Genomic DNA, 21,235 nt, shown 5'->3' with positions numbered 1-21,235 from the left:
CGGCCACGCGGGCTACTGTTTCCGATAAATCTATCTTGCCGTCAATACCAGTAACGAAAGTCTTGTCTGTGATAGCACTTACAGCATTGCGACCTGCTTGCATTGAAAGCGGGCACGGCTGCCTGGGTAGGTGATTTTGGAGTGTGCCCTGTTTTTAAGCACGCGATTTTTCCCGTTCGCAACGTGTCCTGTCTCGTGGAGTTGAAAATTAGGGTTCTGTTTGCAAGATCGTTTCGCCCGGGTATGACCATGACTCTGCAAATCATCAGTAACTTGGTCGTGATCGCTCGGGGGCCGTCGGCATGGGTTGGCAAGCTTGGTACACCGTCGCTGTGTTGATCCTCACGCTCGGGCTGCTCGCCTGGGGGAAGTCGTCGCCGGCGGCGATCATGTGGGGGGCCGTGGCGCTGTTGCTGGGAGCCGGAATCTTGCCGGTCGAGAAGGCGCTGGCGGGGCTCTCGAACGAGGGAATGGTCACGGTTGCCGTCCTCTATCTCGTCGGCGCAGGGGTGACGGAAACCGGGGCCATCGATTTTCTTGCCGGCAAGGTTTTGGGAAGCCCGAAGACACAGACCATGGCCGTCGCCCGGCTCATGCTGCCGACGGCCGCGATCTCGGCGTTCATCAACAACACGCCGTTGGTGGCGATGCTCATCCCGATCGTCAACGATTGGGCGAAGAAGAACCGCGTGCCGGTCTCGAAGCTGATGCTTCCGCTCAGCTACGCCGCGATTCTCGGCGGCACCTGCTCGCTCATCGGCACGAGCACCAACCTGATCGTGAGCGGTTTGTACGAGCAGCGGTTCTACGGCCAATCGCTCCGGATGTTCGACATCTCCTGGGTCGGCATTCCCGCCACCCTGGCCGGCTGCGCGTTCGTGATTCTCGTCAGCCGGCGGCTGTTGCCCGACCGGAGCCCGGCGCTGAGCCGGATGGACGATCCGCGGCAGTACACGGTCGAGATGCTGGTGGAAGAGTCGAGCCCGATGGTCGGGAAGACGATCGAAGAAGCCGGCCTGCGGCATCTGCCGGGGGTTTACCTCGCCGAGATCGACCGCGACGGGATGGTGCTGCCGGCGGTTTCGCCCGAAGAACGCCTTCGCCGCAACGACCGGTTGGTGTTCGTCGGTGTCGTCGATTCCGTGGTCGACCTGCAACGGACGCGCGGCTTGAAGCCGGCGACCGATCAAGTCTTCAAGCTTCGCGAGCCCCGTTCGCAGCGCTGCCTCATCGAAGCGGTCGTCTCGAACACCTGCTCGCTCGTCGGGCAGACCATTCGAGACGCTCGTTTTCGGTCGCACTACAACGCCGTCGTGCTGGCCGTGGCCCGCAACGGCGAGCGTTTGCCGGGCAAGATCGGCGACATTCAGATGACGACCGGCGACACGTTGCTGCTCGAAGCCCATCCTTCCTTCGTCGCCACGCACCGTAACAGCCGCGACTTCTTCCTCGTCAGCCAGCTGCAAGATTCGCAGCCGCGCAGCTACGAACGGGCCGGCGTTGCGCTCGCGATTCTAGTCGTCATGATCATCTTGGCCGGGTTCGGTCTGTTGCCGATGTTGCAAGCCGCGGTGGTCGCCGCCGCGCTGATGATTCTGACCCGCTGCACGACCGTGGAAGCCGCGAAGAAATATCTCAACTCCGACGTGCTGCTCGCCATCTCGGCTTCGCTGGCGATCAGCCATGCGCTGGAAATAACCGGCGCGGCGACCGGAATCGCGCAAGCGATCACGTCGCTCGCCGCGGGCAATCCGTGGGGGACGCTCGCCATGATTTATCTCGGCACGGTGCTGGTCACCGAAGCCGTTACGAACAACGCCGCCGCCGCGCTCATGTTTCCCTTGGGGGTCGGTGCGGCCGAAGAATTGGGTGTCAATCACTTTCCGTTCGTCATCGCCGTGATGATGGCAGCGTCGGCCGGTTTTGCCACCCCGATCGGGTATCAGACGAATCTGATGGTTTATGGTCCCGGCGGTTATAAGTTCAGCGACTACGTGAAGATCGGCGTTCCGCTCGATATTCTGATCGGCATCATCACCGTGTTGATCGCGCCGCTGGTGTGGCCGTTCTAAAGCAATTGCCCGTGATCGATTCACTGCAGCGAGGGAGTTTTTCGTCGCTCCCCTTCCCCGTCCGGCGGTCGGCAAGCTATAAGAAGGGCCGACGATTCGACGTCTCTTCGTGGATTATTTTTAAGGTTCGACTTTCATGACGCTGCGCAACCAGTATATGAACGTTCCGCCCGGGACGAACATTCCTTCGGTCGTCAACGCGATCGTCGAGATTCCGAAGGGGCGCCGCAGCAAGTTCGAAGTCGATAAGGAAACCGGGCTGATTCGGCTCGATCGGTTCCTCTATTCTTCGAGCCACTACCCGGGCGACTACGGTTTCATTCCGCAAACGCTCGCCGAAGACGGCGACGCGCTCGACATTCTCGTGATGGTCAACGAGCCGACCTTTAGCGGATGTTTGATTCAGGCCCGCGTCGTGGGCTTGTTCCGCATGAAAGATCGGGGCCTCAACGACTTCAAAGTTCTCGGCGTGCCGCATACCGACCCGCTCTTCGCCGAGTACAAGAATCTCGAAGACGTGGCGGGCCATTACCTGCGCGAAGTCGAGCACTTCTTCGCCACCTATAAGCAGCTCGAAGGAATTCACATCGAGACGCAAGGGTGGGACGTTGCCGCCACGGCCGCGGCGGAAGTTCGCTCGGCAGTCACGCGCTACGGCCGCTCGCTCGCCGGCGGGATGATAGAAGAAGAGCCCGAGAAGGCGGTCTAGCGATCCGGCAACGGTTCGGCATTAGCCGCAGGGCGTTAGCCCCCGGTTCTCTGCTCCGATCGCGGTGCGCGTGATAACGGTTCTCGGACCGGACGCTAACGCGTTCCGGCTAATGGCTGGTTAGCCTTGCGCGGTTTCCGGTATTGGCTGACCTAATCGCCGATCTTCGCTGCGCGACACGCAGGCCGCGAGCACCAAGTCGCCCGTGACGTTGAGCGTCGTGCGGCACATATCGAGGATGCGGTCGACGCCGAGGATGATGCCGATCCCTTCGCCCGGCACTCCGACGCTTTTCAACACGATGATGATCATCGGAATCGAACCGCCGGGAACGCCGGCCGTGCCGATGCCTGCCAAGACGGACATCATCACGACCGTCACTTGCTGGATCAGCGTGAGCTCCACGCCGAAGACTTGCGCCAAGAACAACACCACGGTTCCTTCGAACAACGCCGTGCCGTTCTGATTCGCCATCGAGCCGACCGTGAGGACGAACTGCGAAACATCGGGCCGGAGTTTCAATTCTTCGCGCGCCACGCGCAGCGAAGTCGGTAGCGTGGCGTTGGAACTGCTGGTGCCGAACGCCGTGAAGATCGCTTCCGACGTCTGACGGAAAAATTGCTTCGGGGGAATGCGCGCGACGACGATCAGCATGACCGAATAGACGACGAACATTTGCAGCGCGAGCCCGAGCACGACCGTGACGACGAAGCGGATGAGCATCGCCACGGCGTCGAATCCGATCGTGGCCGTGATCGCAAACACGAGGCACCCGACGCAAAACGGCGCCAGACGCATCGCGAACGAGATGACCGTCATGCAGACATCGAACAAGCCTTGCAGCAGTTGAATCAACACGCCCGTGCGCTCCGGTGTGACGGTGAGTGCCCCGCCGATGATCAACGCAAAGATCATCACGGCCAGCATGCCGTTGCCAGGGCTCGAGCCGTCGATCGCGCCGACCATCTCTTGCAGCGGGTTCTCGGGCAGCATGTCGAGCAGCGTGTCTTTGAGCGCCTTGCTCTTCGCGGCCTTCGCTTCGGCATCGCCTGCGGCGGCTGCGTAGGGGGCCGTCAGTTTTTCTTGCTGCTCCGGGCTCAGGCTCGCACCGGGGCGAATCAGATTCACCAGCCCGACGCCGATGAACACGCTCATAAACGACAAGATCATCGTGTAGCCGAGCGTCTTGAGCCCGACCCGGCCGAGTTGGCGAATATCGCCGAGCTCGAGGATGCCGAGCACGAGTGCGGAAAACACCAACGGCACGACGACCATGATGACGAGCCGGAGAAACACGCGACCGATCGGCTTCGCCCAATCTTCGGCGACATTCTTGACGAACTTAGGAACGCTGAACCGTCCCTTGTCGGCGTTCCGTCGATCGGCCTGTGCCTTCTCGACGTTCGGCGGATCGGCCTGTACGGCCGGCGGATCCGGATAAACGGATGCGATGTAGTTGGCGAAGAGGCCGAGCGCGGCACCGATAGCCAGCCCGATGAGAATCTTCGTGTGGAGCGGCATCCGCCGATCGCCGGGATTTTTTTCCGTCATCAGAGCCTCGAAAATCAGAGAAGGAACCGGCAGCGAACGGGCGAACCACGGCGGCATTCGCGGGCATATTCTACTGCCCGCCGCGCATACTCGACTACCGACGTTTCGGCCCGGCAGTTAGACTTTCGGCGACGTCCGCCCGTCGGGGCACGGGCTACTGATTACCAGTTATTCTTGAGATCGACCATGGAAGACTTTTTCAACCAAATCTGGGCACTGATCGTCACGTTCGCCGATCCGCGCAATTTGAAGCATCCCGAAGTTTACGTCGAAGCGCTCAAGCAGCCGGGCGTGATGTGGGCCGCGTTCGTCGCGGTGAACCTGATCGTCTTCACCGAGACCGGTTTGTTGATCGGTTTCTTGTTGCCGGGCGATTCGCTACTCGTCGTGACGGGCCTCGTCGCGCGGAGCGCCGATTGGCCGATCTTGCCCCTCACGGCTTCGCTGTGCGCGTCGGCCATCATCGGCGACACGATCGGCTATGCGATCGGAGCCAAAGCCGGGCCCGCGATCTTCAACCGGCCTTCGAGCCGGTTTTTCAAACGAGACCATTTGCTGGCCGCCAAGGCCTACTACGAACGGCACGGCGGCAAGACGATTATCATCGCCCGCTTCATTCCGCTCATCCGTACGTTCGTGCCGGTCGTGGCCGGAGCGGCGAAGATGGAGTACCGCACGTTTCTCTTTTTCAACGTGCTCGGCGGCATCGGCTGGATCATGAGCATGCTGATGGTCGGATATATGCTCGACCCGCTCTTGCGGCAAATCTTCGGGCCGCAATTCGAGATCGCGAAGCACGTCGACAAGGTCGTGATCGTCGTCGTGTTTCTGTCGATCTTGCCGTTGCTCATCAAAGGCTTCAAGCATTGGCGCAGCGGACGGAGCTTGGCGATCAACGCGTAAAGTCGAATCGTGCAACCGCGGTCAAGTTCGTCGCGTCAGCTTCGCTTTCGAGAACGTAAAGTATACGAGGCCCGCCGTGGCGAGCAGCGCGCTCATCGTCGGTAGCAAAGTGCCGTAGTTCGGCCAGCCGCTGCGCGCGGCGATCGTCAGGATTCCGCCTGCCAGCGGTGCTCCGATAAGCGTGCCGACGTCGAACATCGCGAGCACCAAGGTCGTGCCTGTGCCGCGCCACCGGCCGGGAAACGCCCCGCTTCCGCCGGCGACGACGGCCGGAAAGAGGCAAGCATGCGCGAGCCCCATGAACAGCGCAGGAAGAAGCAAGTGCCATTCTCTTTGCACGATCAGCAGCGTCATCAGGCCGATCACGAGCGAGACGATTCCGATCGCCAGCATCGGGCGAATGCCGAGCCGGTCGGGCACGCGCCGCAGCAGCATCCGAGCGATGAACGCGATCGGCGGATAGGTGTTGAAGAAAAACATCAAGCCGCCGCCGAGATGAAGTTGCTCCATGTAGGGTTGCAGAAACACGGTCGGCAAGTTCAAGCCGATGCCGGTCGCCACGCTCATCACTAAGATGAGTCCCGGGTTGTACCGCCGCAGGAGCCACCACAGCGGCGGGCCGCGTCGCGTCGGTGTCTTCACCACGGTGCCGCGCGTCGCAAGTTGCGCGAAGAACAATGCCAGTCCGGAAAATGCGGCGGCCGAAAGAAAGAGGCGCTCGAACTCCAAGCGGTCGGCAAAGCCATCGCCGACGATGAACCGGCAAAGCGCCGTGCCGCACATCATGCCGATGAAACCGGAAGTGCCGAGCGTGCCGATGGCCTCGGCCATGCGCGCCACGGCGGTTCGCCCGGAGACGTAAGTGATCGATGCGCCGAAGATGCCCGCGATGCTCGATTGATACACGATGCGCAGCAGATAGATCCACGGCGTGTCGACGTTGCGCATCGCCAAATGTCCGCAGCAACTGACGATGTAGAGAAACGTCGACATCAGCCAAATGCGTCGCGGTCCGAAGCGATCGATGCCGACTCCTTGCGCGAATCTCATCACGATACTGCCGACCATGCCGATGCCGACGATCAGCCCGAGATCCCACGGGCTGCCCCCGAGCAGCGTCACGAAATCGGCGTAGACGAACAGCAGGCTCACCCCCACCATCTGTGAGAAGTTAGAGGCGTAGCTGAACCAAAACGGTCGCCCGAAAGTAGAAGATTCCGGCTCGCGACGTTCCAGCGCCGTAGAGACGTCGTCGGGCGATGGCATGGGGACCGCGGCGGGGCAAGGAGAAGGAAACCGACAGTATAGCCCTTTGCGCGAGCCCCACCAGTCGACGCTACTGGACGAGCCGCGCAGCTATCGCAAGGGCGGCAAGCCGGGTTTACGATTCACAGCGGTTCGACTAGAGTTTCGCTTTCGCCGCTCCGCCGAAATGCTGCGCAGATCGCCTTCAACTCACCCCGTACGTTTGCCGATGTCGAACGCCGATAAGACCCTGATCATCACCGCGACGTATAACGAAATCGAAAACCTGCCGACGCTGGTCGAGGAGATCTTTCGCTACGCGCCCGAGGCGCACTTGCTGGTGATCGACGACAACTCGCCGGACGGAACCGGTCGCTGGGTCGACGAACTTGCTGCCCGCGACCCACGCGTGCATGCCTTGCATCGCTCGGGCAAGTTGGGGCTGGGAACGGCCGTGATCGCGGGAATGAAATATGCGATCGAGCAGGGGTATCGCTACGTGCTCAACATGGATGCCGACTTTAGTCATCATCCGCGCTACTTGCCGGAGTTGATTCGCGCAATGGAGCCGCCGGGGGCTCCCCAAGTCGATACGGCGATCGGCTCCCGTTATATTCCGGGCGGCGGAGTCGAAAACTGGCCGCTGAAGCGGCGCTTGATGAGCCACGGGGTCAACCTTTATGCACGCTGGCTGTTGTGGCTTAAGCCTCGCGATACGAGCGGAGGATATCGTTGTTATCGGGTTTCGAAGTTGGCGCTGATCGATTTCGATCGCTTCTATTCGACCGGATATTCTTTTCAAGAAGAGATGCTCTGGCGTCTCAAGCAACTCGGGTGTCGCTTCGTCGAGACGCCGATCATGTTCGTCGATCGCGTGCGAGGTCAAAGCAAGATCCACATGGGCGAAGCCTATCGAGCCGTCTGGATCATCGCTCGCTTGTCGGTGAAAAACTGGCTCGGCATCTAATCATCTCTTCGCTCGCGACGTGCGGAAGGAGCGACTCGGCATGAACGTTCTCATCACCGGCGGTGCCGGTTTCATCGGCAGTCGGCTCATCGAACGACTGTTGCGCCGGCCGGAAGCGCGCCTGATCTGCCTCGACGACTACAACGACTACTACGAGCCGGCGCTGAAGCGCACGAACACCTTGGGCTTCGCCGCCGAGCCGCGCGTGCGGATGGTCGAGACTTCGTTTTGCGATGCCCCGAGGATGGAGCGCTTGTTCGCCGAGGAGCAGGTGGAGTTCGTCGTGCATCTCGGCGCGTATGCCGGCGTACGCTATAGCTTGGCGAATCCGTTTCCTTATCAGCAGCACAACGTCGGCGGCACGCTCGCTCTTTTGGAGGCGGCACGCAAACATCCGGTGCGGCGGTTCGTGCTCGCGTCGTCGTCGACGGTTTACGGCCGAAACGCCGTGGCGCCGTTTCAGGAAGACGCCCCGCTCGGAGTGCCGCTGAGCCCCTACGGCGCAAGCAAACGGGCCGCGGAAACGTTCGGCCTCACCTATCACGACTTGTATCAAGTGCCGGTCGTCATCGTGCGGCCGTTCAGCGTGTATGGGCCGCGCTTGCGACCCGACCTGGCGCTGTCGATCTTCACCGAGGCGATTCTGCACGATCGGCCGGTGCCGCTGTTCGGCGACGGTTCGATTCGTCGCGACTTCACCTACATCGACGATCTCTGCGACGGCCTGGAAGCGATACTCACCGCCGACGGCTGCCTTGGCGAAGCGATCAACCTCGGCCACGACGAGCCGATCGCGATGCGCGAAGTGATCGCGACGCTGGAACGAACGCTCGGCCGCGCGGCCGCGATTCATCGCCTGCCGGCGAAAGAGGGAGAAATGCCGGTCACGCACGCCGACTTATCGAAGGCCAAACGTTTGTTGAACTACGCGCCGAAGACCTCGTTCGACGACGGCGTACGTGCGTTCTGCGATTGGTATCGCAAGCATGGCTCGGCCGACTTGTCGGGCCAATGGAACGCGAGCCGCACGTAGGGCGTGTTCGGATTCGCTCTCTGTCGCGAATTAGAGCGTTCGAGAATCAGGCCGTTGCGGCCCGTCGTCGCCGTGCGGGGGCGTGCAGCTTGAGAACCCGTTGCCAAAGTTCGCGCGTGAACGGCGTGCGACGGCTGAGCAACTTGAGCGCTCGGGCCGTGCGTTGCAGCCCAGTCGACGACGCCGACGGATGAATCGGTTCGGCGGTCGAAGTTGTAGAGTTGGGGAGTGCAGAATCAGTGAGCAGATCGCGCCGCCAAGTCGGGACTTCCGAATCGCGCGGCGAAGTCGAATCGACGACGATCCATTCGCCGGCTTCGACCCCCGCGGCTCGCAATGCGGCGGCGGAAGCGTGGTCCCAGGCGATCGCGAGATCGATCACGCCGGCATCGGCTGCGTGCGTCGCATCGCCGTAAGAGACGAGTTGCAAGACGCCGACTTTCGCCGGGGTCGACGAAGCAATCGCCGTCGACGAGTGAGCGAGGTGCGTGAAGTTGCGGCGGCGAGCAACCGTGCGGTGGCTCAAGCGCGCAACGTCGGCCAGGATATCGGCGGCAATGCCGACGCCGGATCCCAGCGGTCCTGCGAAGAGGATCGTCGCAGCCGGCCACACTTTCGGCGCAAGCCGAGATGCGGGCAAACCCGATCGTACCATGAGTGCGCACCCTGATCGCAGTCGTGTCGGGCAGTGCGCGCAAGCACGCTGCCGAATCGAACTCTGCGAAGTGAAACAGTTCCCAAGCTTCTACAACCAGAACGGCAAGGCCTACCCAGCGCTCGCCGCTCTATCGCCGCAGCGCGATCCCGCCGGCTTGGTCGAATCCGACCGAGCCCACACGGCATCGCACCTGCGCCAGTCGATTTTGCGTCTACCCAACGAAAAATCGAACGACTGCGTTATTACAACCATCCGGCGGATTTACGTCAAACCGAATTCGGCCCTAGACGAGACGAAATTGCCGCGAGATACGCTAGGGGGCGACTTTTCTTTCGGCTTCTTTCGTCTGCAACCACCATTTCTTCACGTCGGCGCGGCCTTCCGGCTTGCTAAAGCGAAAACCAGGGTTCTCCAGGTCGATCAACTCGGCGAACATTTGCCGCTCTAGCCCGAATTCCGACGGGGTTCGGCCATGTCGCTGCACGAGTAAGGCGGCGGCACTCGCGCCGACATCGGCAACCGACGGCTCGCGGATGCTGATCGCGTCGGTGCGATCGAGCTGCGCGACGAGCCAATCGTCGAGGCCCGGCCAGCCGACGCGCTCGCCCAATACGAACAAGCAGATCCAATCCATCCGATAGGGTGTCGCGGTGGTCGGCTCTAAGACGCGGCGCTTCTCGATGGCCCCGATGAGTGCCGGGCCCGCCTCGGCCGTGCCGATCAGGGAGAGCTTATAGCAGAGGTTGCCATGCGCGCTGCCGTTGCCGAACGCCGTCGGCGAACCGTTTTCCAAGCGACGATCGGGCACCCCTTGCAAATAAGGGCCGACGAATCGCGAGACCTCGTCGGGATCGAGTTGCTCCAACATGTCGACCTCACGATCCGTGAGTTCGCGCTTCGCTTCGACCCAGTGGGCGCAAGTCCGTCGCGAGATTTGCTTACGTCGGGCGGTGTCGATCGTGAGTTGCTTCTCGCGCGACATGGCCGTGGGCACCTCGTATTCGTACGCCAAGCGACGGCGCGGGGTCGGCAAGTTCTTTAAGTGGAACTGCGCGTCTCCCTGCATCGCGGACGGATGCGGAAAGAAGATGCCGACGGGCCAGTCGCCGGGCGACAGCGAGTTGCCGCTGACGCAATGGGCGAATTTCTCATCGCACCGATCGAACAAGCTCGCATTGAGCGCGCCTGCCGGCTGGTTGGGGACGCCGATCAGCAAATGCTGCATCGACTTCTGTTCTCCCATCTGCCAATACTCGGCCACCATCGCCGGCCGGCTCCAATCGAAAACCCGCTGCAAACGATCGAACGCCTCGGGACCCAAACCTTGCGCCGCCGCTTGTTTCAAGCGTTGTTCCAACGCGGCGCAGACGCGCGGCGACACATCTTCGCGAGCCAGATAATACAGCAGCTCGCGCTCGGCCGCGGCAGAGGGGGCCAATAGCGGATGGGCCGTCGGCTGGTTCGGCGGCGAAGAGACGATGAGGCGATCGACCTGCTCTGTAATTTGCTTATCAGTAATCTTGTCAGCGATCTGCTTGTCCGTGATTTGCATCGGGGCGGTTCCCAGCGCCTCCCCGGCCGGCGCTTTCGCCGTCGTCTCCGTGGCAGACAGGAGCCAAGTCCCCCAGGAGTCCGACCACAAGGGCGCCAAGCGACGAACCGATTCCAAGTCCAGCGAAGGGTTGTCGAACCGTTTCTTGATTCGCAGCATGACGAGGCCGCATGTCGCCGGATGCACGGCGGCCGGCTTCAAACGTTCGGCCGCTTGCTCGCGATCGGCGAACCGATTCGATTCCAAATCTTGAAAGATCGCGTCGATCGCCTCGGGCGTGGCAAGGTCGTTTGGTTTCACAGCTTGAGCGGCTTCCGGCAGCCGGCGGCGCACGCTTTCCAACAATGCACGAGCTTCCCAATCGACCGGCTTCGCAGCCAGCCGGCCTTCGATCGCACGCCGAACTTGAGCGGACGAGGCACGGTCTGCCGCGAGGGCTTCGAGCTTGCGGAGCGCTTCGTTACGGACCGAGAAATCGTCGCTGGAAAGCTTCGCGACGAGCGCCTCGATGCGCGACTGGAGCTCAGGGCGCGGCTGCTGCTCGGGCGCTTCGGCCGCGCCGGCGATGTTCGGCGCAAGCGCCAGGACCGCCGCGAAGGCGAACGCCGAAAAGCTGCGGAAATCGCACATGAAAAAAGCCGAAGGTTTTGTGGTGGCATCGGCTCGCCGGCCCGCCGCCGATCGATCGTCCGCCACGGACATCATAAGGCAAACGCTCGGCAGCGGCCACGCTCGGCCGATCCGGAGCGCCGTCCGCTCACGCGATCATCGTGACAAGGAACCGGCTCCGCTTGCGGGGCAGAGTGCTTAATTCGCGCTCACACGGCGCTAACGTCTCGCCGGAGGGGGGCCGATCCGTGGTCGAGCCGGCGTTGACACCCCCCCGGGGCATCGTAAAATACTCGGTTTCCTTCATCGTTGCCTCGCTCGCTGAGTCGGTCTCGGTCGGGATTCGACGTCAGTCGGGTTCGCCCATTGATCCGCGGCGACTTGAGGCACGAACCGATCGAATTTCAAAGGCCTGTTTCGAAGTTTTTGGGAGCGCGCTGTTGGACACTGCCGTACAGAAGGCCGACGTCCTGATCGAAGCTTGTGAGTGGATTCGCAAGTTTCGCGATAAGGTCACCGTGATCAAGCTCGGCGGGAGCGTCATGGAAGACATCAACGCGCTGCGGCATCTGCTGCTCGATATTCTCTTCATGGAAACGGTCGGCATGCGGCCGGTCATCGTCCACGGCGGCGGCGCTTCCATCAGCCGCGAGATGGAAAAGGCCGGCCTCACCCCGCGCTGGGTGCAAGGCCGACGCTACACCGACGCAGCCGTGCTCGAGATCGTCGAGCGCTCGCTCGCGATCGATACCAGCGAGTCGATCGCCAAGCGGATGGAAGAACTCGGCGGCCGGGCAGCACCGCTCAACTTTCGCCGCGCGATGAACGTTCTCTACGGACGCAAGCTCTCATTGCCGGGGCCCGACGGCAAGCCGCTCGACCTCGGCTTCGTCGGCGAAGTGACGAGCGTCGATCGTTCGACGATCGAAAACTTCTGCGTCGGCCGAATCTTGCCCGTGATTCCGTCGATGTGCATCGACGAGCTCGGCCAGAAATACAACGTCAATGCCGACACCGCGGCGACCGCCGTCGCCGTGGCGATGGGGGCCGAAAAGCTTGTCTTTCTCAGCGATATCAACGGCGTCCGCCTAGACAAGAACGACCCGAACACGGTCATTCGCTCGCTCACGGTCGGCGAAGCGCAAAAGCTGATCGACACGGGGGTCGTCGATGCCGGCATGATTCCGAAATTGCAGGCCTGCATCGAGCCGATCGAAAAAGGGATTCGCAAGGTTCACATCATCGATGGTCGAGAGCGGCATTCGTTGCTCTTGGAAATCTTTACGAGTCGCGGAGTCGGGACCGAAATCTATCCGGGGTGAACCCGCTGAGGTGCGGGGGTATCGTAACGGTTTGCGAGTTTTTCGCCGAGCCCGTTTGCGAACCCGAGTTGGTTGCCGCGTGGGGCGCCGTTCGCATGTTTTTGCTAAGGAGAAGGCCGTGAGCACAGCCGTGATGGGGTCCGCCGAGACCGTCGAACTGTTCAAGCAATACGTGGTGCCGAACTACGGCCGCTACCCCGTCTGCCTCGTGCGCGGCGAAGGCTCCTATGTGTGGGACGCCGAAGGCAACAAGTATCTCGATCTGTTTCCGGGCTGGGGCTGCAACCTCCTCGGGCACTGCCCAGAGCCGATCGTGCGCGCCGTGCAGGAACAAGTCGCCACGCTGATCCACGTGCCTAACACTTGGTATACCGAGGCGCAAGGCCTGTGGGCCAAAGCATTGAGCGACCGGAGCTTCGGCGGACAGGCCTTCTTTTGCAACTCCGGGGCCGAAGCCAACGAGGCCGCGATCAAGCTCGCCCGGCTGCACGGCAAGGGACGCTACAAGATCATCACCTTCGAAAACGGCTTCCACGGCCGGACGATGGGTTCCGTCTCCGCGACGGCTCAGCCGAAATACCACGATGGGCTCGGCCCGATACTGGCGGGCTTCACCTACGCTCCGTTCGGCGACTTGGAAGCGGTCGCGAAGCTCGTCGACAACGAAACGATCGCGATCATGATCGAGCCGGTGCAAGGGGAAGGGGGAATCAACATTCCGCCCCCCGGCTTCTTGAAAGGCCTGCGGGAGCTTTGTAACAAACACGACCTTCTGCTCATCTTCGACGAAGTGCAGTCGGGCTGCGGACGAACCGGGCACTGGTTCGCGTATCAGCATTTCAACGTCGTGCCCGACGTGATGACGCTCGCTAAGGCCCTCTGCGGCGGGATCGCCGGCGGCGCGCTGATGACGACGAAAGAAATCGCTCCGAGCCTCCGACCGGGAATGCACGCCGCGACCTACGGCGGCAACCCGATCGCGGCCCGAGCCGGCATCGCGGCGCTGGAGATGATCGAACAAGAGAATCTTTTGGAAGCCGCGAAGAAAGTCGGCGAAGTGTTCAAGCGCCGCATGACCGCTTTGCAGGCCGAATGCGAGCTTATCAAGGAAGTGCGAGTGCTCGGCGTGATGATCGGCATCGAGTTGATGATCGAAGGAGCACCGCTCGTGAAGGCCTGCATGGAGCGAAAACTGCTCATCAACTGCACGCACGGCACGGTGATCCGCTTATTGCCGGCGATGAACTTGTCGCTCGCGCAGGCCGAGGAAGCGTGCGACGTTCTGTGCGACGTGATTAAGGAACATGCTCGCTGACGACGCGGCTGCCGCGCTTCGGCGGCGGGTGACGATGCGAGCTCTCTGAGGATTCATTTCTTTTCGTGATCGGTAATTTTGAGATGCGACATCTTTTCACCCTGCATGATTTGACGAGCGCCGAGATCGAGCGGATCTTCGCGATCACGGAAGACTTGAAAACGAAGTTCGAACGCGGCATCCGCGAGCCGCTGCTGCCGGGCCGCGTGATGGCGCTGCTGTTTCAAAAGCCGTCGTTGCGGACCCGCGTCAGTTTCGAAGCCGGCATGACGCACCTCGGCGGCGGCAGCTTGTTTCTCGGCGAAGAGGTCGGGTGGGGCTCGCGCGAATCGATCGGCGATTTCGGCCGCGTGCTCAGCGAGTTCGTCGATGTGATCGTCGTCCGGGCGAAGACGCACCAGAAGGTGCTCGATCTCGCGGCGCATAGCAGTTGCCCCGTCATCAACGGCCTCACCGACCTCTCGCATCCGTGCCAGGCCTTGGCCGATCTGTATACGGTGCGCGAGCATTTCGGCAAGCTCAAGGGGCTCAAGGTCGCTTACGTCGGCGATGCGAATAACGTGGCGAGCAGCTTGGCCGAAGGGTGCGGCAAGCTCGGCCTCACGTTCGCTTGCGCGGCACCGAAGGGGTATCAGTTCACCGAAGCGGACGTGAAGCGGTTGAAAGACGAAACCCCGACGCTCGACTTGCAGCTCACCGACGATCCCAAGGCCGCCGTGAAAGGGGCCGCCGCGGTTTATACCGATGTCTGGACGAGCATGGGCCAAGAAGCCGAACGGGAGCAGCGGAAGACGGCGTTCGCCGCCTATCAAGTAAACGGCGCGCTCATGAAGCTCGCGCCGATAGACGCCCTCTTCATGCACTGTCTCCCCGCCAATCGGGGCGAAGAAGTCACCGATGAAGTGATGGATGCGAAGTCGAGCGTCGTCGTGCAGCAGGCCGGCAACCGGATGCACGTGCAAAAGGGTGTCTTGGCCTGGTTGCTCGCCTCGCAAGCTTGACATCAGCCGGAACGCGTTAGCGTCCGGTTTCCGAATACGCACGCCTCGCAATCGATCCCGCTCTCGAACCGGGGGCTAACGCCCTCCGGCTGATTTACTGAAGGACGACAGCATCATGCGCCACGACGGTCGGAAGCCCACGCAATTGCGTGAATTGAAAATCAAGCGTCGCTACACCCGATCCGCGGCCGGCAGCGTGCTCATTATGGCCGGCCGGACGACCGTGCTCTGCACGGCGAGCGTCGAGCAATCGGTGCCGCCGTGGATGAAGGGGCAGGGGAAAGGTTGGGTCACGGCCGAATATAACATGCTGCCGGGCAGCACGACGCCGCGCAAGCAGCGTGAGCGCGGCGGCAAGGTCGACGGGCGTACGACCGAGATTCAGCGCTTGATCGGCCGCGCATTGCGGGCCGTCGTCGATATGACGGCTCTCGGCGAACGGACCATCGCGCTCGATTGCGACGTGCTCGAAGCCGACGGCGGCACGCGCACCGCAAGCATCACCGGCGCGTTCGTCGCGCTGGTCGACGCCGTGCGTAGCTTCGCCGATGCCGAAACGGTGCGGCGCGTGCTCAAGGATTCGGTCGCGGCGGCGAGCGTCGGCATCGTCGTCGGCGCGCCGGTGCTCGATCTCGATTACGTCGAAGATTCGCAAGCCGACGTGGACATGAACGTCGTCATGACCGGTGCCGGAAAGTTCGTCGAAGTACAAGGAACCGGCGAACACGCCGTGTTCGACGAACAGGAGCTTTCGGCAATGCTCAAGCTCGCCCGAACGGGAATGAAAGAACTGACGCAGTTGCAGAAAGACGCCCTAGGAAAGAGCTGGCCCTTCTAACGACAAAGCCTAAATCCTTCTCCCGACGGGAGAAGGTGGCCGAAGGCCGGATGAGGGGCGCGCCTCACGAAGCAAGCGACGACGGCGAAAAGATGATTCTTAAATGCGAATGCGGCGGCAACGTCAACTCGGAAGCGAAGCAGTGTCCGCATTGCGGTAAGCCGGGTCCGTTTACGCCGCCGCCGAAGCCTGCTCCGTCGCTGCTGCCGCAATTGATTTTGGCGATCGTGTTGTCGCTGGTCGGCTTAGCGGCGCTCGTGAAGCTGATGAATTGACGTAGCCGCGCCGGGACTCTGCAGCACATTCTTCGCGCGCCAGGCGAGCCCGCGCAACGAAAACGGATTCGCATACGGGTGCCGGTAGATCGGTTCGGTGCGCATGAGGAGCGGCCGTTTCGCTTCGAGCGAGCCCGGGCCCAAGTCGATGAGGCGATCGCCGCGGCGAATCGCATCTTCGATCAGCTGCATGTAGACGACGTACCCGACGCCGTCGGCTGCGAGCCTCGCGTCGAAGCCGGTGCGGAGGCAGAACATGCTGCCGCGGTAATGGTAGCCGTAGAGAAACGCGAGCGGTGCGGCGTCGAGGTAAAGGAGCGTGAGGTCGGCCGCGCCGGCGCGACAAGCCGTGGCGTGCATCTCGCGGAGGTACGGGCGAATCGGGGCGTGCGTGAGCGTGGTGCCGTCGGTCGAGCTTCCTTGCCAACTGCGCCGAGCGAGCTCTTCGCACGTATCGTAGAGATCCCAGCGCGGGCCGTCGTCGGCGAACGTTTCCCCTTGCGGACGATAGCGCACGCAACGGAGGTCGCCGAGTTTCGCGAGGTTGCGAAACATCCGGCGATAGTTCGCCTGCCATTTCTTCGTGCGGCCGGCGAAGTAGGTGTCGAACGAGTCCGGGAGATCGATGAACGAAGTTCGGTCGACGAGCGACGGGCTCGCGCGAAAGCCCGAGCGGGCCATCGTCGCCGAGGTGCGGGCCGGGTCGTCGCCGGCGTCGGGTGCGAAGCGCAGATCGAGCAGATCCCAATCGCGCCGAGTTCGGCCGACGTGCGCCAACGCGGCGGCGAGGCATTTTTCCGGCTGCGGCCCGATCGGCCCGTAATGCGAACCCCAATAAGCGGCCGGATAAGTCAGGATGCGCAACGGGCCGAGCTTCGAGGGCTCGGTGAGCACGGTCAGCGGCACGATGCCGATCGGCCCGGCATCGGCAGGAGTGGTGTCGTCGCGAACGACGAGCAGCCGCAAGCGTTGCCCTGCACCGAAGTGCCGCAGATAGGTTTCGAGCCAATCGTAGGAACGAAAGAAGTCCGCCCGCGGAGTCCGGCTCAGCAACTCGTTCCACACGGCGCGCAGCGACGGCATGGCCTTGAGCTCGGAGAATTCTTCGACGCGCAACATGCTTGAGCCTGCCCCTGAAACCGGAAAGCGAAGCGGCTTGGAAATCCGCTCGCAGGCAAACTTAGCTCATGCGCCGAGAGCCGCTCGCGCGAACGTAGCGATGATGCCGCTTATAGCGAGCCGCTTAAGGCAACTTCTGCCGAAGCCGAAGCCGGCCCGGCTAAGAGAACATGCCGTGCGAGCCTGCGGCGGAGAAGGCGGCCCGATAGTGCTTGATCTCCGGCTCCGCGGTATCGGCCGACCAGAGGATCGCGACGACGTCGAACCGCGTGCGACGATCGAGCAATTGCCGGCTTTTGAGATAGGTGAGCGCGGCCAGCGTCGTGCGCGACTGCTTCTTCCGGTCAATCGCGTCGGCCGGCAAGCCGCGCTGCTTCGAGCTGCGCGTCTTCACTTCGACGAACACGATCGCCTCGCCGTCGAGAGCGACGAGATCCAACTCGCCGCACGGATAGCGGAGGCTCCGTTCGAGGATCTTCCAGCCTGCCGCTCGCAAGTACTGCGCAGCGGCGTCCTCGCCGCGGCGGCCAAGCGTATGCCGCGGACGCCAAAGTCGCGTAAGCCGTTCCCACCAAGATCGCCAGAACACGGAGAGTCGCCTCCCGAATCCGTCGACCTCGTCGAATCGAGGCCGGGGATCTTTCGTCGCGGCTTGGTATCCGACGGACGTGCCTTACGACACGCCCGCCGCTTCGCTTAAGACTAGCTTGGCCGAAGACTACTTCTTCTCGCCGCCCGTGATGTCGACGAAGCGTTCGCGGAGGCGGGTCGACTTGCCGACCCGATCGCGGAGGTAGTAGAGCTTGGCGCGGCGGGTGATGCCGGAGCGCTTCACTTCGACCTTGGCGATCTTCGGCGAGTGCAAAGGAAACTTCCGTTCGACCCCTTCGCCTTGCACGATGCGGCGAACGGTGAAGTTGGCGCCTGGGCCGCGGCCGGCCGTGGCGATGACCAAACCGTTGAAGATTTGGATCCGTTCCTTATCGCCTTCGAGAATGCGCGTGTGGACGTCGACGGTGTCGCCGACCTCGAACTGCGGAATGTCTTTCGTTTCCTTGAGGCTGCTCTTTTCGACCAGCGCGATAATTTTTTGCGACATGATTCGTTTTCCTTTCAAAGCGGAGTTCGCCGGCGGTTCGTCGGCGGCGGAACTATCTAGAACAAATTGTATGTTTCGAGCGCGGACTAATTAAGGCCTTCGTAGTTCATCGTCGGCCTGATGCTCGTCGGCGTCGCGAAGCGGTTCGTCGCTTGGCGGGCGGTCGTCGAGTAAGTCGGCGCGTCGTTGTCGTGTACGTTCGAGGCTTCCTTCTCTTCGCCAGCGAGCAATCGCCTCGTGATTACCGCTGAGCAGCACCTCGGGCACCGCGAGGCCGCGAAACTCTCGCGGTCTCGTGTATTGTGCGAATTCCAGCAGTCGGTTGCCTGAGGAAAACGAGTCGTCGGCGCTGCTTCTCTCGTCTCCGAGCACTTCCGGAATCAAGCGAATACAAGCGTCGATGATCACCATCGCCGCGACTTCGCCCCCGTTGAGGACGAAGTCGCCGACCGAGATTTCATCGGGCTTGAGGACCAGCTTGATTCGTTCGTCGAACCCTTCGTAGCGACCGCAAAGCAGGATGACCCGCTTCTTCGTCGCCAATTCTTCGGCCGTTCGTTGGGTAAACTTGCGACCTTGCGGCGAAAGCATCACGAGATGGCCCGGTTCGGCATCGCCGCTCCGCACCGCCTCGACGCAGTCGACCACCGGCTTCGGCATGAGCACCATTCCGGGCCCGCCGCCGAACGGCCGATCGTCGACATGCTTATGTTTTCCTTCCGCCCACACTCGTATGTCGTGCGTTCTGACATCCACCAAGCCGCGGTCGATCGCCGCCTTCAACAAGCTCTGACCGACGTAGCCCGAGAAGATCTCGGGGAACAAAGTCAGGATGTCGAAACGCATGACGACGACTCGCTAGGCACCGGCGAACGTCCCGCCCGTATCGCTACGAGCGGTTGGAATTAACCGGCGGCTTCCGAGGCTTCGGCCGGCGCATCCGCCGAACCTTCTTCCGCCGGAGCAGCTTCGGCCTTCTTCGGGATGATGATCGCTTCGGGAGCCGGCGGGACGATCTTCGGCATGGCTAGCCGAGCGCGAGCGTCTTCCTGTTCCTTGAGGCGAATCCCCTTCGGACCGTACTTCTTGATGAACACGGCGACGTGTTCGCTCGGCTTGGCGCCGACGCCGAGCCAATACGTCAGACGCTCTTGGTTCATCACCACGCGGGCATCGACGTCCGGCACTTTCGGATCGTAGGTGCCGAGCTCTTCGATGACCTTACCGTCGCGCGGGCTGCGCGAATCGACGGCACAAATACGGAAGAAAGGACGGTGTTTGCGTCCGATCTTTTTCATGCGAATCCTAACTGCCACGAAATCGTCTCCTTCGAACTAGCGGTTCACATCACTTGGTTTCGTCTTCGAAGCGTGTCGAAACGGGAATCGGCATCCGAGTGCGGATGCTTATTTTTCCGATTCGCGTTTGCGCTTGCGGAATTCTTTCTCACGCTGTTTCTGCAACTTCTTACGTTCTTCGGCGGTCAGGCGCTTGCCCGTCCCTGCCTTTTCCTTCGCCAGGGCTGCGCCGGGGTTCATCATGCCCCCTTGTTGCAGTTGGCTGATCTTGCTCATGCGCTCGCGCATGCCCATCGACGCCATCGACGTCATGAGCTGCGCCATGCCGTCGAACTGCTTGATCAAGCCGCTGACTTCCGACGCCTCGACTCCGGCACCTGCCGCGATGCGGCGGCGACGGCTCATGTCGATCGTCTTCGTCGGGTTGCGGCGTTCGTCGGGAGTCATCGAGTTGATGATGCCGCCGATGCGGCGCATATCTCCTTCGGCGTCGGCATCGCCCATCATGTCTTTGATTTGGCCCATGCCCGGAATCATGCCGAGCAACTTGCTGAACGAGCCCATCTTCTTCGTTTGCTCGAGCATCTTGCGGAAGTCTTCGAGCGTGAACTTCCCTTGGCGCAAGCGTTCTTCTTGCTTCGCCATCTCGTCTTGGTCGACTTTTTGCTGCGCCGTTTCGATGAGCGTCAGCATGTCGCCCATGCCGAGAATGCGGCCGGCCATCCGATCGGGATGGAACTCTTCGAGCGCGTCGAGTTGCTCGCCGGTGCCCATGAACTTGAGCGGCACGCCGGTCACGGCTTTCACGGACAACGCCGCACCGCCGCGCGCGTCGCCGTCGAGCTTCGTCATGATGACGCCGTCGAGCTCGAGCGCTTCGTTAAACGCTTTCGCGCTGTTCACGGCATCTTGGCCGGTCATGCCGTCGACGACGAGATAAACCTGATCCGGCTCGCAGCGGCGATCGATCCGCTTGAGCTGCTCCATCAACTCATCGTCGATGTGCAGCCGACCGGCGGTGTCGAGAATCAGAACTTGCGCGCCGAGCTGCTTCGCTTGCTTCACGCCGTTCTGGCAAACGATCACCGGGTCTTGTTGGCCGGGCTCGCTATAGACCGGCACGCCGAGCTGCGCGCCGAGAATCTTGAGTTGCTCGATCGCGGCGGGGCGCTGAAGATCGGCGGCGACGAGCATCGGCTTCTTGCCGCGCCCGAGGAGCATCTTGGCAAGCTTGCCGCACGAAGTCGTCTTGCCGGAGCCTTGCAAGCCGCACATCATCAAGATGGTCAGGTCGCCGCGCAGATGCAGAGAGTGGTCGACCGGGCCCATCAAGTTGATGAGCTCTTGATGCACGATGCCGACCAATTGCTCGGTCGGGCGGAGCGACTCGATGACCTTCGCCCCGATGGCTTGTTCCGTCACGCGGCCGATGAAGTCGCGCACGACCGTGACGTTGACGTCGGCTTCGAGCAGCGACTGTTCGACGAGCTTAAGGCCGTCGCGCATGTTCCCCTCGGTCAACTTGGCCTTACCGGTCAAGGACTTAAAAGCCGAATTCAGGCCTTTTTGGAGCGAGTCGAACATGAAGCGAAGCGAAACTTAGGGCTAAGGGAAACTCAGGAACCGATTCGGGATGCAAGGGAAGATTCGGGATGCAAGGGAAGCCGGA

20 protein-coding genes are annotated in these 21,235 nt (G+C 61.9%); 10 read left to right on the top strand and 10 right to left on the bottom strand.

Features of this window, described 5'->3' with window-relative positions:
- Window positions 1-302 precede the first annotated feature (302 nt).
- Both K8U03_24730 and K8U03_24725 read left to right on the top strand, forming a co-directional pair.
- A complete protein-coding gene (locus tag K8U03_24730; protein ID MCE9608105.1) occupies window positions 303-2,072 on the top strand; it encodes an anion permease in 1,770 nt (589 codons plus the stop codon).
- 136 nt (window positions 2,073-2,208) lie between these two features.
- Window positions 2,209-2,781 carry an inorganic diphosphatase gene (locus K8U03_24725; GenBank protein MCE9608104.1) on the top strand — a complete coding sequence of 191 codons (573 nt, stop codon included), beginning with the start codon at window positions 2,209-2,211 and terminating at the stop codon, window positions 2,779-2,781.
- Window positions 2,782-2,901: 120 nt separating this feature from the next.
- Here K8U03_24725 and K8U03_24720 read toward each other — a convergent pair whose 3' ends face one another.
- Window positions 2,902-4,302 (bottom strand): dicarboxylate/amino acid:cation symporter, encoded by a 1,401-nt coding sequence (locus K8U03_24720; protein ID MCE9608103.1) that lies wholly within the window; start codon window positions 4,300-4,302, stop codon window positions 2,902-2,904.
- Between the two features lie 216 nt (window positions 4,303-4,518).
- Between K8U03_24720 and K8U03_24715 the strand changes: the two genes are divergently transcribed.
- The gene (locus tag K8U03_24715) at window positions 4,519-5,235 is read left to right on the top strand and encodes a VTT domain-containing protein (protein ID MCE9608102.1); all 717 of its coding nucleotides are present in this window, start codon (window positions 4,519-4,521) and stop codon (window positions 5,233-5,235) included.
- Between the two features lie 21 nt (window positions 5,236-5,256).
- Here the strand turns inward: K8U03_24715 and K8U03_24710 are convergent, their stop codons facing one another.
- A complete protein-coding gene (locus tag K8U03_24710; GenBank protein ID MCE9608101.1) occupies window positions 5,257-6,501 on the bottom strand; it encodes an MFS transporter in 1,245 nt (414 codons plus the stop codon).
- A 208-nt stretch (window positions 6,502-6,709) separates the two neighbouring features.
- On the opposite strand from K8U03_24710, the gene K8U03_24705 reads away from it, so the two are divergent.
- Together K8U03_24705 and K8U03_24700 are read left to right on the top strand one after the other, a co-directional pair.
- Window positions 6,710-7,447: a polyprenol monophosphomannose synthase gene (locus K8U03_24705; protein ID MCE9608100.1), complete on the top strand. Its 738-nt coding sequence runs from the start codon at window positions 6,710-6,712 to the stop codon at window positions 7,445-7,447.
- A 40-nt stretch (window positions 7,448-7,487) separates the two neighbouring features.
- Window positions 7,488-8,480, top strand: a complete 993-nt coding sequence (locus tag K8U03_24700) for a GDP-mannose 4,6-dehydratase (GenBank protein MCE9608099.1) — start codon at window positions 7,488-7,490, stop codon at window positions 8,478-8,480.
- 46 nt (window positions 8,481-8,526) lie between these two features.
- On the opposite strand, the gene K8U03_24695 is transcribed toward K8U03_24700, so the two are convergent.
- Together K8U03_24695 and K8U03_24690 are read right to left on the bottom strand one after the other, a co-directional pair.
- Entirely contained in the window at window positions 8,527-9,120 is a 594-nt protein-coding gene (locus tag K8U03_24695) for a hypothetical protein (GenBank protein ID MCE9608098.1), read from the bottom strand.
- 331 nt (window positions 9,121-9,451) lie between these two features.
- Window positions 9,452-11,320: a hypothetical protein gene (locus K8U03_24690; protein MCE9608097.1), complete on the bottom strand. Its 1,869-nt coding sequence runs from the start codon at window positions 11,318-11,320 to the stop codon at window positions 9,452-9,454.
- Between the two features lie 419 nt (window positions 11,321-11,739).
- Here K8U03_24690 and argB point away from each other — a divergent pair, with 419 nt between their 5' ends.
- From argB to K8U03_24665, 5 genes are all read left to right on the top strand, one after another.
- On the top strand, window positions 11,740-12,621 hold the full coding sequence (argB, locus tag K8U03_24685) for an acetylglutamate kinase (protein MCE9608096.1): 882 nt from the start codon (window positions 11,740-11,742) through the stop codon (window positions 12,619-12,621).
- Between the two features lie 133 nt (window positions 12,622-12,754).
- Complete coding sequence (locus tag K8U03_24680) at window positions 12,755-13,936, top strand: aspartate aminotransferase family protein (GenBank protein MCE9608095.1); 1,182 nt, start codon at window positions 12,755-12,757, stop codon at window positions 13,934-13,936.
- 83 nt (window positions 13,937-14,019) lie between these two features.
- Window positions 14,020-14,937, top strand: a complete 918-nt coding sequence (argF, locus tag K8U03_24675) for an ornithine carbamoyltransferase (protein MCE9608094.1) — start codon at window positions 14,020-14,022, stop codon at window positions 14,935-14,937.
- 115 nt (window positions 14,938-15,052) lie between these two features.
- Window positions 15,053-15,775, top strand: a complete 723-nt coding sequence (gene rph / locus K8U03_24670; GenBank protein MCE9608093.1) for a ribonuclease PH — start codon at window positions 15,053-15,055, stop codon at window positions 15,773-15,775.
- A 50-nt stretch (window positions 15,776-15,825) separates the two neighbouring features.
- Window positions 15,826-16,050, top strand: a complete 225-nt coding sequence (locus K8U03_24665; GenBank protein ID MCE9608092.1) for a hypothetical protein — start codon at window positions 15,826-15,828, stop codon at window positions 16,048-16,050.
- Here the strand turns inward: K8U03_24665 and K8U03_24660 are convergent.
- The 6 genes from K8U03_24660 to ffh all read right to left on the bottom strand — a co-directional run bounded on the left by K8U03_24660 (window position 16,021) and on the right by ffh (window position 21,150).
- Window positions 16,021-17,169, bottom strand: a complete 1,149-nt coding sequence (locus tag K8U03_24660; GenBank protein ID MCE9608091.1) for a GNAT family N-acetyltransferase — start codon at window positions 17,167-17,169, stop codon at window positions 16,021-16,023. The genes K8U03_24665 and K8U03_24660 overlap by 30 nt on opposite strands.
- A 160-nt stretch (window positions 17,170-17,329) precedes the next feature.
- Window positions 17,330-17,758: a YraN family protein gene (locus K8U03_24655; GenBank protein MCE9608090.1), complete on the bottom strand. Its 429-nt coding sequence runs from the start codon at window positions 17,756-17,758 to the stop codon at window positions 17,330-17,332.
- Window positions 17,759-17,887: 129 nt separating this feature from the next.
- The gene (gene rplS, locus K8U03_24650; GenBank protein ID MCE9608089.1) at window positions 17,888-18,268 is read right to left on the bottom strand and encodes a 50S ribosomal protein L19; all 381 of its coding nucleotides are present in this window, start codon (window positions 18,266-18,268) and stop codon (window positions 17,888-17,890) included.
- Window positions 18,269-18,358: 90 nt separating this feature from the next.
- Entirely contained in the window at window positions 18,359-19,114 is a 756-nt protein-coding gene (gene trmD / locus K8U03_24645) for a tRNA (guanosine(37)-N1)-methyltransferase TrmD (GenBank protein ID MCE9608088.1), read from the bottom strand.
- Between the two features lie 59 nt (window positions 19,115-19,173).
- Complete coding sequence (gene rpsP / locus K8U03_24640; GenBank protein MCE9608087.1) at window positions 19,174-19,566, bottom strand: 30S ribosomal protein S16; 393 nt, start codon at window positions 19,564-19,566, stop codon at window positions 19,174-19,176.
- A gap of 108 nt (window positions 19,567-19,674) precedes the next feature.
- Window positions 19,675-21,150: a signal recognition particle protein gene (gene ffh / locus K8U03_24635; GenBank protein MCE9608086.1), complete on the bottom strand. Its 1,476-nt coding sequence runs from the start codon at window positions 21,148-21,150 to the stop codon at window positions 19,675-19,677.
- Window positions 21,151-21,235 lie beyond the last annotated feature (85 nt).

It is taken from the genome of Planctomycetia bacterium, assembly GCA_021413845.1.
Taxonomy (GTDB): domain Bacteria; phylum Planctomycetota; class Planctomycetia; order Pirellulales; family PNKZ01; genus PNKZ01.
This window is presented reverse-complemented; position numbering and strand designations above follow the sequence as displayed.

Coding starts and splice junctions, on each gene's coding strand:
- rph (MCE9608093.1), top strand. CDS start 15,053: ATGCGCCACGACGGTCGGAAGCCCACGCAATTGCGTGAATTGAAAATC.
- ffh (MCE9608086.1), bottom strand. CDS start 21,150: ATGTTCGACTCGCTCCAAAAAGGCCTGAATTCGGCTTTTAAGTCCTTG.
- K8U03_24725 (MCE9608104.1), top strand. CDS start 2,209: ATGACGCTGCGCAACCAGTATATGAACGTTCCGCCCGGGACGAACATT.
- K8U03_24705 (MCE9608100.1), top strand. CDS start 6,710: ATGTCGAACGCCGATAAGACCCTGATCATCACCGCGACGTATAACGAA.
- trmD (MCE9608088.1), bottom strand. CDS start 19,114: ATGCGTTTCGACATCCTGACTTTGTTCCCCGAGATCTTCTCGGGCTAC.
- K8U03_24710 (MCE9608101.1), bottom strand. CDS start 6,501: ATGCCATCGCCCGACGACGTCTCTACGGCGCTGGAACGTCGCGAGCCG.
- K8U03_24665 (MCE9608092.1), top strand. CDS start 15,826: ATGAGGGGCGCGCCTCACGAAGCAAGCGACGACGGCGAAAAGATGATT.
- K8U03_24660 (MCE9608091.1), bottom strand. CDS start 17,169: ATGTTGCGCGTCGAAGAATTCTCCGAGCTCAAGGCCATGCCGTCGCTG.
- argF (MCE9608094.1), top strand. CDS start 14,020: ATGCGACATCTTTTCACCCTGCATGATTTGACGAGCGCCGAGATCGAG.
- K8U03_24715 (MCE9608102.1), top strand. CDS start 4,519: ATGGAAGACTTTTTCAACCAAATCTGGGCACTGATCGTCACGTTCGCC.
- K8U03_24690 (MCE9608097.1), bottom strand. CDS start 11,320: ATGTGCGATTTCCGCAGCTTTTCGGCGTTCGCCTTCGCGGCGGTCCTG.
- rpsP (MCE9608087.1), bottom strand. CDS start 19,566: ATGAAAAAGATCGGACGCAAACACCGTCCTTTCTTCCGTATTTGTGCC.
- K8U03_24680 (MCE9608095.1), top strand. CDS start 12,755: ATGGGGTCCGCCGAGACCGTCGAACTGTTCAAGCAATACGTGGTGCCG.
- K8U03_24730 (MCE9608105.1), top strand. CDS start 303: ATGGGTTGGCAAGCTTGGTACACCGTCGCTGTGTTGATCCTCACGCTC.
- rplS (MCE9608089.1), bottom strand. CDS start 18,268: ATGTCGCAAAAAATTATCGCGCTGGTCGAAAAGAGCAGCCTCAAGGAA.
- K8U03_24700 (MCE9608099.1), top strand. CDS start 7,488: ATGAACGTTCTCATCACCGGCGGTGCCGGTTTCATCGGCAGTCGGCTC.
- K8U03_24720 (MCE9608103.1), bottom strand. CDS start 4,302: ATGCCGCTCCACACGAAGATTCTCATCGGGCTGGCTATCGGTGCCGCG.